Genomic DNA, 13,317 nt, shown 5'->3' with positions numbered 1-13,317 from the left:
GCGTGTCAATGCGCCGTCAGTGAGCCTGATCCCAGTTGGGACCCACGCCGATCTCGGCCAGCAGCGGCACCTTGAGATCGGCGACGCCGGCCATCAGGCGCGGGATCTCGACCTTCACCCAGTCCACCTCCGATGCGGGCACCTCGAACACCAGTTCGTCGTGCACCTGCATGATCATTTTTGTACTGCGCCGTTCTTGATCGAGCACCTGCTGCACCTTCACCATGCTGAGCTTGATCAGGTCCGCCGCCGTGCCCTGCATGGGGGCGTTGATGGCGGCGCGCTCGGCGCCGCTGCGACGCGGGCCGTTCGGCGAATTGATCTCGGGCAGGTACAGGCGCCGGCCGAACACGGTCTCCACATAGCCCTTGGCCTTGGCGCTCAGCTTGGTTTCGTCCATGTAGCGCTTGACGCCGGCAAAGCGCTGGAAATAGCGCTCGATGTAGTTCTTGGCCGCGGTGTTGTCGATGCCCAGGTTGCGCGCCAGGCCGTAGGCGCTCATGCCGTAGATCAAGCCAAAGTTGATAACTTTGGCATAGCGGCGCTGCTCGCTGCTGACCTGCTCAAGCGCCACGCCAAACACCTCGGCGGCGGTCGCGCGGTGCACGTCCAGGCCCTCATGGAAGGCGCGCAACAGCGCCTCGTCGCCGCTGATGTGGGCCATGATGCGCAGCTCGATCTGGCTGTAGTCCGCACTCGCGATGACACTGCCAGGTGGCGCGATGAAGGCCTCGCGGATGCGCCGGCCCTCGGGCGCGCGGATCGGGATGTTCTGCAGGTTTGGGTCGTTGCTGGACAGGCGCCCCGTCACCGCCACGGCCTGCGCGTAATGCGTGTGCACCCGGCCCGTGCGCGGCAGCGCCATCTGCGCGAGCTTGTCGGTGTAGGTGCCCTTGAGTTTGGAAAGTCCCCGGTGCTCCAGGATCTTGGCCGGCAGCGGGTAATCTTCGGCAAGTTTTTCCAGCACCTCCTCGTCGGTGCTGGGGGCGCCGGTGGCGGTTTTCTTGACCACGGGCAGGCCGAGCTTGGTGAAGAAGATCTCGCCGATCTGCTTCGGTGACCCGAGGTTGAAGGGTTGGCCCGCCAGCGCGTGCGCCTCGGTCTCCAGCTGCACAATGCGCGCGCCCAGCTCGGCGCTTTGCCGCGCCAGTGTCGGCGCATCGATCAGCACACCGTTGCGCTCGACGCGGAACAAAGCCTCGCTGCTGGCAATCTCCAGCTCGTAGATGAAGTGCAGCCCCTTGCCCGGATGACTGTCGGCCTGCAGCCGCGGCCACAGCACCCGGTGCACATCCAGCGTCTGGTCCGAGTCCTCGCACGAGTACTCGGCCGCTTTGGCCACATCGACCTGCGCAAACGCAATCTGGTGCGCGCCCTTGCCGCACAGGTCTTCGTAGTGGATGCCGCTGCGCCCCAGGTGGCGCTCGGCCAGACTCGCCAGGCCATGCGGCTTGTGCACCTCCAGGACATAGCTTTGCAGCATGGTGTCGTGTGCGTAGCCGGCCACCTCGATGCCGTGGTTCGCGAACACATGGCGGTCGTACTTGATGTGCTGGCCAAGCTTGAGTTTGGCCGGGTTTTCCAGCCAGGGTTTGAGTCTGGCGAGCACCTCGTCGAAGGGCAACTGCACTGGCGCATCCGGCCCGGCGTGGCGCAGCGGGATGTAGGCGGCCTCGCCCGGCGTCACGCTGAAAGAAATGCCCACGATCTCGGCGCGCATTTCGTCGAGCGAGGTGGTCTCGGTGTCCACGGCGACCAGCTCGGCAGCTTCGATTTTTGCGAGCCACGCGTCCAGAGCATCCCACGTCAGGAGGGTGTCATAGGCGACGGTGCTGACACGGGTGGCGGGAGAGACGGGTTCATCGAACAGACCAGGGGCGCGATCGGAATGGGGGTCAGAGCCAGCTCCGCTTCGCTGCGTGGATCCGACCCCCATTCCTGAGCCTGCGCCCGCTTCATCGGCCAGGCCTCTGGCCAAGCCCTTGAACCCATATTTTTCGTAAAAAGCCTTCAACGCCTTCGTATCCATTGGATTGATAGCTATCGAATCCATAGCAGGCAAGCTCTCTACATAATCCGTCAAATCGCAGTCCGTCTTGACGGTCAGCAGTTGGCGGGCGGTCGGCAGCCAGTCGAAGGCCTTGCGCAAATTTTCGCCGGCCACCCCCTTGATGTTGCCGGCGTTGGCCACCACGCCTTCAAGCGATCCATACTCTTGCAGCCATTTCGCCGCGGTCTTGGGGCCGACCTTTTCCACGCCCGGCACGTTGTCGACCTGATCGCCCACCAGCGTCTGGTAATCGACCATCAGGTGCGCGGGCACGCCGAACTCGGCCTGCACGCCGGCCAGGTCGCGCCGCTTGCCATTCATGGTGTCGATGATGGTGATGTGCTCGTTGACGAGCTGGGCCAGATCCTTGTCGCCACTGGAAACAACCACTTCGATGCCCTGCCTCGCCGCCGTCATGGCCAGCGTGCCGATCACGTCGTCGGCCTCGACACCGGGCACGGCCAGCACCTTCCAGCCGAGCAGGCGCACGACTTCGTGGATCGGCTCGATCTGGCTGCGCAGGTCGTCCGGCATGGGGCTGCGGTGCTGCTTGTACTCGGGATAGATGGCGTCGCGAAAGGTCGGCCCTTTGGCGTCAAAAATGCAGGCGGCATAGTCGGCGCGCACGTCCTTGCGCAGCCGCTCCATCATGTTGACCATGCCGCGAATGGCGCCGGTGGCCGCACTGGCAGGATCGTCCGGCACGGCGCGCAGGTCGGGCATGGCATGAAATGCGCGGTACAGGTAGCTGGAGCCATCCACCAGCAGCAGGGTCTTTTTCGGGCTATTTTGATCAGTGTTTGGGTCGCTCATGCCCGGATTGTGCACGGCCGCCCCGCGCAGGCGCACATCGCGTGCGCCGCCTACAATGACGGTATGCGTCTCACCCATTTTTCCCTGTTGCTGGCCGTGTGCGGCGGCGCCGCCCTGGCCCAGACGCCGGCGCCGCCGCAAGCCCCTGCGCCCGGCACCAAATTGGCCCCGGAGCAACGCATCGAGCGCATCCACCACGAGGACGCGGGCAGCAGCATCGACGAGTTGCGCTACGGTGGGGAGACACAAAGCATCACCGTGCAGCCCAAGGCCAACGTGCCGGCCTACGAAATCCAGCCGAACAACGGTACTCACGGCGAATCGGCGGCGCGTGACGGTGCCAGCCCTGCGCCTGCCGGCCAGCGCGTCTGGAAAATCCTGAAATATTGAAATGTTGTTTTGATCGATGGCTGTCTATACCGAAGTCTCTTTCGACGAGGCGCGCGAACTGCTGCGCCAGCTGAACCTGGGGGAGTTGACGGCGCTGCGCGGCATCGAAGGCGGCATCGAAAACACCAATTACTTCGTCACCACCGAGCAGGACGGCAGGCCGGCCGACTATGTGCTCACGCTGTTCGAGCGCCTGACATCGGAGCAACTGCCCTTTTACCTGCACCTGATGAAGCATCTGGCGCAGCATGGCCTGCCGGTGCCCGACCCGGCGGCGAACCGGGACGGCGACATCCTGCACACGGTGCAAGGCAAGCCCGCCGCCGTCGTGAACCGCCTGCGCGGCCACAGCGAGCTCGCGCCGACGCCGGCTCACTGCGCCGCGGTGGGCGCCACGCTGGCGCGCATGCACCTGGCCGCACGTGACTTTGCACAGCACCAGCCCAACCTGCGCGGCCTGCCCTGGTGGAACCAGACCGTGCCGGTGGTGCTGCCGCACTTGAGCACATCGCAGGCGGCACTGATTCAGAGCGAATTGGCCTACCAGAACCACGTGGCTGCCTCCTCCGCCTACGCCGCGCTGCCGCGCGGGCCGGTACATGCCGACCTATTCCGCGACAACGTGCTGTTCGAGACCGGTGTGCTCACCGGGGTGTTCGATTTTTATTTTGCCGGCGTCGACAGCTGGCTGTTCGACCTGGCGGTGTGCCTGAACGACTGGTGCATCGACGTGCAAGCCGGCACGCACGACGCGGCGCGCGCGGCCAGCCTGCTCGCCGCCTATGCCGCGGTGCGCCCTTTGACTGCCGCCGAGCGCCAACTGCTGCCCGCCATGCTGCGCGCCGGCGCCTTGCGCTTCTGGATTTCGCGCTTGTGGGACCAGCACCTGCCGCGCGAGGCCGCCATCCTGAAGGCGCACGATCCATCACATTTCGAGCGGGTATTGCGCGAGCGGACCCGCCACCCTGTCACACTCTGAATAGCACCGGCCGGTCCGGCCGCACTTGAAATTCACCCTTTTCGGCGTGCAAAACCGGTTTTTGCATGCCAACCCCGGAACTGCTGCCCTGCTGACTACCTATCATGAAATTGAACATCGTCCCCGCGCGTACCGGCATTGAATGGGTCAAGCTGGGGATTCAAACCTTCTTCAAGCAGCCGCTCGCGCTGGCCGGCCTGTTCTTCATGTTCATGGCCATCATGTCGATCGCCACGCTGATCCCCTTCATTGGCGGCGCGCTCGCGCTCGCGCTCCTGCCGGCGGCCACGCTGGGCCTGATGGCCGCCACGCAGGAGGCGACCAAAGGCAAGTTCCCGATGCCCTCCATCCTGATCACCGCGTTTCGCGCCGGCCGCCAGCAATTGCGCTCCATGCTGGTGCTGGGCGCACTCTACGCCGCGGGCTTCCTGCTGGTGATGGGCATCTCGGCCCTGTTCGACGGCGGCCAGTTCGCCCGGATGTATCTGCTGGGCGACAGGGTCTCGGGCGACATGATCCTGTCCTCCGACTTCCAGGTCGCCATGTGGGTCGCCATGGGCCTGTACCTGCCGCTGTCGCTGCTGTTCTGGCACGCGCCAGCGCTGGTGCACTGGCATGGCGTGCCGCCGTTGAAGAGCCTTTTTTTCAGCATCGTGGCGTGCTTTCGCAATTTCGGCGCCTTCACCGTTTACGGGCTGGTCTGGGCCGCGGTGTTTATCGCCACCGGCCTGGTCTTCACGCTGCTGGCGGCGCTGGCGGGCAGCCCCGAGCTGGTGTCGGTCGCCATGATGCCAGTCGCGCTGCTGATGGCGACCATGTTCTTCACCTCGATCTACTTCACGTTTCGGGACAGCTTTTCCACCACCGAGCCCGAGACGGCCTAGCGCAGCGAAGGGCCGCCCCGAGCAAGCTCGGCCCCGTCGGGGGGCAGCGACGACGCGCAGTGCGGAGCGTGGGGGTTCTTTTTTACACCGGCACCAGCTTGGCCACGCTCAGCGCCAGCCACTTGACGCCGTGGCGCGGGAAGTTGACCTGCGCGCGCGCATCGTCACCCACGCCCTCCAGCGTGATCACGGTGCCTTCGCCGAACTTGGTGTGAAACACCTGCAGCCCCAAGCGCAGGCCGTGCGAGGGAGCGGCTTTTTGCGCCGGCACGGGCGGGCTCGCATACTGCCCCGTCAAGCGCGAATAATCTTGACCAAAACCGCCTCCAGCCCTTGAGTAGCGTTCTCTTCCAGCTCCCGAATTCATAGCAAACCCGGAACCGAAGCCCTGATTCTTCGGGGTGAGCCACTTCAGTGCCGACTCCGGCAGTTCGTCAAAAAACCGGCTCTTGGGGTTGTAGCGGGTCTGGCCGTGCAGCATGCGTGTTTGCGAGTAGCTCAGGTACAGCCGCTTGCGCGCCCGCGTGATGGCCACATACATCAGGCGGCGCTCTTCTTCCAGGCCGTCCTGGTCACTCATCGAGTTCTCGTGCGGGAACAGCCCCTCTTCCAGCCCGGTGATGAACACGCAGTCGAATTCCAGCCCCTTGGCGGAATGCACGGTCATCAGTTGCACCGCGTCCTGCCCGGCCTGCGCCTGGTTGTCGCCGGACTCCAGGGCAGCGTGGGCCAGGAAAGCCGCCAGCGGTGACAGCGTCTCGCCCGTGTCGGTATCCAGGGGCTGGTCCGCCAAGGGCCGATAGGGGTCCAATCCCTGGCTCGCCGGGCTCTGTGTCAGCGCATGGCCCAGCTCGTCCACCGGCAGCGCCACCGCGTCCCGGCCAAAGCCTTCCTGCGAGACAAAACTTTCGGCCGCGTTGACGAGTTCTTCCAGGTTCTCGACGCGGTCCGCGCCTTCGCGCTCGGCCTTGTAGTGCTCGATCAGGCCGCTCGCACCCAGCACCATCTCGATGATCTCGCGCAGCGACATGCCGAGAGTCTGTTCGCGCAGCACGTCGATCCTGGCCACGAACGCGCCCAGGTTGGCGCCCGCCTTGCCCGTCACCGTGCTCACGGCGTCAACGAGCGAGCAGCCGGCGGCGCGCGCAGCATCCTGCAACTGCTCGATGCTGCGTGCGCCAATGCCGCGCGGCGGAAAGTTGACGATGCGCATGAAGCTGGTGTCGTCGCGCGGGTTCTCCAGCAGGCGCAAATAGGCTAGTGCGTGCTTGATCTCGGCGCGCTCGAAAAACCGCAGGCCGCCGTACACGCGGTACGGCACGCCGGCGTTGAACAGCGCCGTCTCGATCACCCGGCTCTGCGCGTTGCTGCGGTACAGCACGGCAATCTCGTGGCGCGCGATGCCGGCATCAAGGCCTTCGCCGCGCACCAGCTGGCGCATTTCATCGACCATCCACTGCGCCTCGGCGAAGTCGCTGGTGGATTCATACACGCGCACCGGCTCGCCGGGCCCCTGATCGGTGCGCAGGTTCTTGCCCAGGCGCTTGCTGTTGTGGCTGATCAGCTCGTTGGCCGAGTCCAGGATGTTGCTGTAGCTGCGGTAGTTCTGCTCCAGCTTGATCTGGTGCTTGACGCCGAACTCCCGCACAAAATCGGCCATGTTGCCGACTCGCGCACCGCGAAAGGCGTAGATGCTCTGGTCGTCGTCGCCGACCGCCAGCACGCTGCTTTCAGGGCCGGCCAGCTGCTTGATCCACGCGTACTGCAGCTTGTTGGTGTCCTGGAATTCGTCGATCAGGATATGGCGAAAACGTCGCTGGTAATGCTCGCGAATCGGGTCGTTGTCGCGCAACAGCTCGTAGGAGCGCAGCATCAGCTCGCCGAAATCGACCACGCCTTCGCGCTGGCACTGCTCCTCGTAGAGCTGGTAAATCTCGATCTTCTTGCGCGTCTCTTCGTCACGCGCCTCCACCATGTTGGGGCGCAGGCCGTCTTCCTTGCAGCCCGCGATGAACCATTGCGTCTGCTTGGGCGGAAAGCGCTCGTCGTCCACGTTGAACTGCTTCATCAGGCGCTTGATCGCGCTGAGCTGGTCCTGCGTGTCGAGGATCTGGAAGCTTTGCGGCAGGTTGGCGAGCTTGTGGTGCGCGCGCAAAAACCGGTTGCACAGCCCGTGGAAGGTGCCGATCCACATGCCGCGCACGTTCACCGGCAGCATGCTGGACAGGCGCGTCATCATCTCCCTGGCGGCCTTGTTGGTAAAGGTCACGGCCAGCACGCCGCCGGGCGAGATCTGGCCGGTTTGCAGCAGCCAGGCGATGCGCGTGGTGAGCACGCGCGTCTTGCCCGAACCAGCCCCGGCCAAAATCAGCGCATGCTCGTTCGGTAGCGTCACAGCGGCGCGCTGCTCCGGGTTAAGGTTGTCCAGCAATGGGGAGTTGGTCGCGCCGGGTCGTGTGATTTCTGAGAACATACGGTCATTGTAGAAAGCCCCCGATGAAACCCCTGCTTTATCTGTTTTGCCTTGCCACCTGCACGCTGACGCAGGCGCAGTCGTTTTGCGCCAGCGACGGCGAGCGCACGCCCGTGGCGCTGGTGGAGCGCTTCATCAGTGCCGATTGCGAGGCTTGCTGGAGCGACCCCGGCACCCCGAAGACGACGGGCCGGCAACTCGCCATCGACTGGATCGTGCCCTCCGCCCGCGGCGATGACGCCCCACTGTCCGCCGCCGCCAGCCGCGATGCCCTCTCACGTCTGCAGGCTCTGGGCCGCAGTGCGCCCACGCAGACCCTGACCATCACCAGCCCGGTCGGCGGCGCCAAGGCGGGCGCAAAGGCGCTGCCGCTGCGCGTGGCGCACGGCCTGCCGTTCAACGACTACATCGCCGCATCGATCGAAATGAAACCTGCACCCGTTGCGGCAGCCAGCAGCAGCCCGTGGACCGCCTGGCTGGTGCTGGTGGAAACCATTCCGGCCGGACAGGATGGCACGCCTGTCGCACGCAATCTGACAAGAAACGCCTTGGAGTCCGTATGGGACAAGCACAAGCAGCTATCAAAATCGGAGCAAATCCGCTTCTTTGAGTCGCGCCCCATGTACATTCCGCCAGGCGCCCACCCGGAGCGTTTGCGCGTGCTGGGCTGGGTGCAGGACGCCCACGGGCACGTGCTGGCGGCCGCCCAGTCGCGCTGCAAGCCTGGCGGATGACATCAACGCAAGCAAGTACAATCAATCACCGGGCCCAAGCCATTGCGACCCGGTTTTTTGTTTCCGCATCGCCAGGGTGTACCCGGAAACAGAACCGGCTCCAGTCCAAGCGCTCAATCGTCTTTTTTTGACTATTCTGGAGCCTGGATGCCATGGAAATCTTCGACTACGACAACGTTCTTTTGCTGCCGCGCAAGTGCCGCGTGGAAAGCCGCGCCGAGTGCGATGCCGCGGTGGAACTGGGCGGGCGCAGCTTTCGCATCCCGGTGGTGCCGGCCAACATGAAAACGGTGGTGGACGAATCGATTTGCACCTGGCTGGCGCAAAACGGCTACTTCTATGTGATGCACCGGTTCGATCTGGACAATGTGCAGTTCGTCAAGAACATGAAGGCCAAGGGAATTTTTGCCTCGATCTCGCTGGGCGTGAAAAAGCCCGATTACGAAACCGTGGATCTGCTGGTGGCCGCGGGCCTGGCGCCCGACTACATCACCATCGATGTTGCCCACGGCCATGCCGACACCGTGAAAAACATGATCGGCTACCTCAAGGAAAAACTGCCCGCGGCCTTCGTGATCGCGGGCAATGTAGGTACCCCCGAGGCCATCATCGACCTGGAGAATTGGGGCGCAGACGCGACCAAGGTCGGCATCGGGCCGGGCAAGGTCTGCATCACCAAGCTCAAGACCGGCTTTGGCACCGGCGGCTGGCAACTGTCGGCGCTCAAGTGGTGCGCGCGCGTGGCGACCAAGCCCATCATTGCCGACGGCGGTATCCGCGAGCATGGCGACATCGCCAAGTCGATCCGCTTCGGCGCCACCATGATCATGATCGGCTCGATGCTGGCCGGCCACGAGGAAAGCCCCGGCCAGACGGTGGAAGTCGATGGCAAGCTGTACAAGGAGTATTACGGCTCGGCCAGCGACTTCAACAAGGGCGAGTACAGGCACGTCGAAGGCAAGCGCATCCTGGAGCCCATCAAGGGCCGGCTCCTTGATACGCTGCGCGAGATGGAGGAAGACGTGCAAAGCTCCATCAGCTACGCGGGCGGCAAACGCCTGATGGACATCCGCAAGGTGAACTACGTCATCTTGGGCGGCGACAACGCGGGCGAGCATCTGCTGATGTAACGGGCCGGCCCGCCGGCGCCAAAATTTGCGGCATAATTGCGCCCTGGCTTTCACCTGCGCCGCATTGCTTTGAGGGCCGGTGTTATTGGGGGGGGTAGCTCAGCTGGGAGAGCGCTGCGTTCGCAATGCAGAGGTCGGGAGTTCGATCCTCCTCCTCTCCACCACAGTATCAGTTTTAAAAGTGGGTTCTTAGCTCAGCTGGTAGAGCAGCGGACTCTTAATCCGTAGGTCGAGAGTTCGAATCTCTCAGAACCCACCACTTGAATCAAGGACTTAGCCGCGAGGCTAGGTCCTTTGTCTTTGCGGAACGTGACGAAAACGTGACGATATTGCCCACGTTTTCAGCACGCACACGCTCGATTCTCGTGGCAGCTACGGCGAGATGCTCGGTTCCATACTTGGCATAGCGGTCCACCATCTCCCTGGACTTCCAGCCGCCCAATTCCTTGAGCTCATCGCACGACGTTCCCGCCTGGCGATGCCATGAGGCCCACGTATGGCGCAGGTCATGAAATCGAAAGTCCCGGATACCGGCAGCCTCCAGCGCAGTATGCCAACCAGAATTGGTAATCTGCCAGCGCCATGGTTCACCCCGGAAGGTGAAACAAAACCGCAGATGATTGCCAATCTGCTCTCTCAACACCTCAATCGCATCTTCATTCAACGGCACTCCCCGCGGCGTTCCGTTCTTGGTCTGGTTCAGCCAGGCGGTCCTGCGATCCAGGTCCACGCGGTTCCATTCCAGACCCGTGATTTCCGCCGCACGGCAGCCTGTCGCCAGGGCATACCGCACCAGGGCCGCCAGATGGGGCGCACAGTGGCGAATCAAGCGATCCGCTTCCTCATGCGTCAACCAGCGGTCCCGCTCGACCTCACCGGCCAGGAGCTTGATCTTCGGAAAGCTGTCGATCCACTGCCATTCGTCGCGCGCCATTCTGAGCAGGGCACGCACCGTCGACATGTACCGATTCACCGTGGCGGGCTTGTTCCCCTTCTTGAGCTCGCCCTGGACGATCGACCAGATGACATCCCCATTGATCTGGTTCAGCATCATCGACCCCAGGTAGGGATCAAGCAGGCGGCAAATCCGCTGCACATCCGAAAAACTTCTCAAGTTCCGTTTCAGTTCGAGATACCGAATCACGGCCTCTTGCCAGCTGCGTTGCGGCTTGATCCCAAAGTGGGTTTCCCGGTACGCATCCAGCTTGAGTTTTGCTAGATACGCCTGGGCGTCCTCTTTGCTGTCAGTCCCAGCGCTTTGGCGTACTCTTTTGCCGTTGGGGAGCGTGGCATTGATCCACCAGAAACCCGAATCGGGCCTCCGATAGATACCTTCCCTGCTTCCTTCATTACGGGCCATAAATTCTCCTTTCCGGCCCGCCTTCGCTCCCCTTTAGTTTCATCGAGCCAGGCATCCAGGTCAAGGCGGTCGTACACGCAGCGACGACCCAAGCGAACATGCGGCACCTCGAGCTGGGCCAGCAGCGTGACCCCGATGCCGAGATACAGCGCCGCTTGTTCCCTGGACAGGCAACGAACCGGGGGCAAAGGCAGGTCGTTTTCTTCCACCTTGTTCCCCTGATCTATTCGCCTTTGGAGGCACGCCGATACGCATCCGCGCCTTCGTCCTCGAAGTCCTGCTTGAGGTTGTCGACCAGGCCGGGGGCGTTGATGGCGGTATTGAACTCGCGCCCCTTGAGCGCGATGCGCCGGGCCAGGTACTCATCGAAGGACAGGCCTTGTTTGATCGCGACCGTGGAGTAATGCTCGTACAGCCGGGTCAATAACTGATCAATGGCCTCGTTGCGGTCCACGATTCTGTGCATGGCCATGAAGGACACCAGGGAGCCCAAGACCACCGTGATCAAGCGCAGTTCGGTCGGATTGCGGGTCGTACTGCATTTGTCGAGCAGGACGGCATCGGTGCTCTCCCAATCGACCGAGGCCAGGGCGATCCACAGGGCATGGGTCGGCCAGCGGGACCGGGTGCCATCCAACTCATTGGGAACCGTGAGGCGCAGCCATTCGGTAGTGGCATAGCTCCACAGGCCATTCAGGTTCGCCAGGACGCTCTCCAGGGACGTCAGCTTGCGATCCTTGAGGAAGTCCCGCTTGAACTCGAATTCGAGCCGCCAGACCGATTCTCCGGGCTTCCAGCCCATGGGAATCCATTGGTTCATGACCCAGGCCTTGCCGGTGTTGACGATCTCTTGCACCTTGTCGTACAGGCGGCAACCCATAACCCCACCCATGCCGATGGTCCAGCCGGTGAACTTTTGGTCTTTGGCGTAGCTGTGAATTTCCGTGGCGCGCGTGACCCAGGCGCAGCGATGCCAGGAATCCATGACGACCGGGGTGCTGAAATCCGCCGCCAGGTCGATGCGGCTGACCCGATTGGGACCGGAGAGCACGCCCAGCTCTGAGAGCAGCGCCTGCAGCTCACTCTCGACCGCTACCGGGCCACGATGGGCCAGGTATTCGGCGGAGACCTGGACGTAGGCCATGGGCAGCTTCTTGCCGGGCTTGGAGAGTTGGATGCGGTAGGTGTTGTCGACCAGGACGAACGGGAAGCGGCCAGCGCCGCGATCCTTGACCTCGAAGATGTGGGTGCCCAGGGGATATTGGGCTTGGGCCTGTTCCTCGGGGTGTTCGGATTGGGCGCAGGCTTTGAGCTTGACCAGGGCCGCCAGGACGGAAGGATGCAAGTCTCCGGGGTAGGACAGGTACAGGCTATCGACAGCCAATCGACGCAGCCGGAAGCCATCAGGCAATGTGCTTTTGCTGTTATGGGGTGCTGTGTTACTAGGCGGCGCACCCGGGCCACCAGTTGCCGCGATACCTTCCGACCCGGATTCGCCGGCCGGCGCTGGCGCGCTCGTCCGCGAATTCGGGTCGGCTGGTTTGCAGTCCGGGTTGATGTCAGTGTGATGGCCGGCAGGCTTGCCAGCATGAAAACGCTTGGAGGACATGGAAACTTCCTTTGATCCACACCAGCATGTCGAGTTGACTACCTGGAATGGATACCGAAGTTATGCATGTCGGCCCGTTTGGGCGACCATCTCAAATGGCGATTTCAGATGGTTTTAATCTTGCGGGAATGCTGATAGTGAGCACGGAGATTCTTACGGGCGCCGGAAACATTCTTGTAGACGCCCAGGTCGTTGACCATCAGCTTTTCCAGGTCCGCCTCAGAGAGGTTATTGATCCCAAGCTCGCGCAGGATGAGGAAGGCATATCTCATATCGTCCATGCCAGTCCATACCTTCTTGGAGGGACCGGCGAGCGCAGCGCGCAGGTGCTTGAAAAAGGCCTTGTTACCCCGAAGCTCGGCACGGGCGATTCGATCCAACGCCGTGGGACAACCAACAATGGCCCGATCAATGCGGATCGCCTTGAACAGGGAATCGACATTGTTGTTTTCGCGCACATCCTGAATCAAGCTCGACAGGCTACGGCCATAAGTCATCATGCTTTGCATCGTGCGATTCAACGAAAACGACAGTGCCACAACGTCCTGCTTTTCGAAGGCTTCGTGGTGCGGGCGATCATCGTCAGACTCAAAGTCCATGCTGTCCAATGCCGCCTGCTGGGGATCATTCGCCGCAGCCATGGCTTGAACATCCTGGGCGCGGTTCAAGGCCACGATGATCAGGCTCAGGTGCTCGATGAAGGGTTTCTCATAGACCGAGACCCAGGCACCGTAGCCGCCCTTCATGATGCTGTCGAACTTCTCTATCGGTACGGTGGCGACATGAGCGCGCACGTCAGCGAAAAGCGAGCGCAGTTTGGGAAGCCTGCCGATGAGCTCCTTCAATTGATCGCCGGTGAGTTTTTTGTATTCCTTCGGCATAATGGGCCTAAATT

The 13,317-nt window shown here is 62.7% G+C and carries 10 protein-coding genes and 2 tRNA genes; 7 read left to right on the top strand and 5 right to left on the bottom strand.

Going from position 1 to position 13,317, the window contains the following annotated elements:
* Positions 1-16 precede the first annotated feature (16 nt).
* Entirely contained in the window at positions 17-2,863 is a 2,847-nt protein-coding gene (polA, locus tag EUB48_RS06480; RefSeq protein WP_142818125.1) for a DNA polymerase I, read from the bottom strand.
* A 63-nt stretch (positions 2,864-2,926) separates the two neighbouring features.
* Between polA and EUB48_RS06475 the strand changes: the two genes are divergently transcribed.
* The 3 genes from EUB48_RS06475 to EUB48_RS06465 all read left to right on the top strand — a co-directional run bounded on the left by EUB48_RS06475 (position 2,927) and on the right by EUB48_RS06465 (position 5,116).
* Positions 2,927-3,253, top strand: a complete 327-nt coding sequence (locus EUB48_RS06475) for a hypothetical protein (protein ID WP_142818124.1) — start codon at positions 2,927-2,929, stop codon at positions 3,251-3,253.
* Between the two features lie 16 nt (positions 3,254-3,269).
* Positions 3,270-4,232, top strand: coding sequence for a homoserine kinase (locus EUB48_RS06470; protein ID WP_142818123.1), 963 nt, complete (start codon positions 3,270-3,272; stop codon positions 4,230-4,232).
* A 104-nt stretch (positions 4,233-4,336) separates the two neighbouring features.
* A complete protein-coding gene (locus tag EUB48_RS06465) occupies positions 4,337-5,116 on the top strand; it encodes a BPSS1780 family membrane protein (protein ID WP_142818122.1) in 780 nt (259 codons plus the stop codon).
* Positions 5,117-5,198: 82 nt separating this feature from the next.
* Here EUB48_RS06465 and EUB48_RS06460 read toward each other — a convergent pair whose 3' ends face one another.
* Positions 5,199-7,589 (bottom strand): UvrD-helicase domain-containing protein, encoded by a 2,391-nt coding sequence (locus EUB48_RS06460; RefSeq protein ID WP_142818121.1) that lies wholly within the window; start codon positions 7,587-7,589, stop codon positions 5,199-5,201.
* A gap of 23 nt (positions 7,590-7,612) precedes the next feature.
* Here EUB48_RS06460 and EUB48_RS06455 point away from each other — a divergent pair, with 23 nt between their 5' ends.
* From EUB48_RS06455 to EUB48_RS06440, 4 genes are all read left to right on the top strand, one after another.
* Entirely contained in the window at positions 7,613-8,323 is a 711-nt protein-coding gene (locus EUB48_RS06455) for a hypothetical protein (RefSeq protein WP_142818120.1), read from the top strand.
* A gap of 152 nt (positions 8,324-8,475) precedes the next feature.
* Positions 8,476-9,453: a GMP reductase gene (locus EUB48_RS06450; RefSeq protein WP_142818119.1), complete on the top strand. Its 978-nt coding sequence runs from the start codon at positions 8,476-8,478 to the stop codon at positions 9,451-9,453.
* Positions 9,454-9,541: 88 nt separating this feature from the next.
* Positions 9,542-9,617, top strand: a tRNA-Ala gene (locus tag EUB48_RS06445).
* Positions 9,618-9,636: 19 nt separating this feature from the next.
* Positions 9,637-9,712 (top strand) — tRNA-Lys (locus tag EUB48_RS06440).
* 6 nt (positions 9,713-9,718) lie between these two features.
* Here the strand turns inward: EUB48_RS06440 and EUB48_RS06435 are convergent.
* From EUB48_RS06435 to EUB48_RS06425, 3 genes are all read right to left on the bottom strand, one after another.
* Positions 9,719-10,813, bottom strand: a complete 1,095-nt coding sequence (locus EUB48_RS06435; RefSeq protein ID WP_142818118.1) for a tyrosine-type recombinase/integrase — start codon at positions 10,811-10,813, stop codon at positions 9,719-9,721.
* 223 nt (positions 10,814-11,036) lie between these two features.
* Complete coding sequence (locus tag EUB48_RS06430; protein WP_142818117.1) at positions 11,037-12,158, bottom strand: replication initiation factor; 1,122 nt, start codon at positions 12,156-12,158, stop codon at positions 11,037-11,039.
* A 368-nt stretch (positions 12,159-12,526) separates the two neighbouring features.
* Entirely contained in the window at positions 12,527-13,303 is a 777-nt protein-coding gene (locus EUB48_RS06425) for a hypothetical protein (protein WP_142818116.1), read from the bottom strand.
* Positions 13,304-13,317: the final 14 nt, after the last annotated feature.

This window comes from Rhodoferax sediminis (assembly GCF_006970865.1).
Lineage (GTDB): Bacteria > Pseudomonadota > Gammaproteobacteria > Burkholderiales > Burkholderiaceae_C > Rhodoferax_A > Rhodoferax_A sediminis.
Note: the sequence above shows the minus strand (reverse complement) of the source record. Positions and strands in the feature narration are given on the sequence as shown.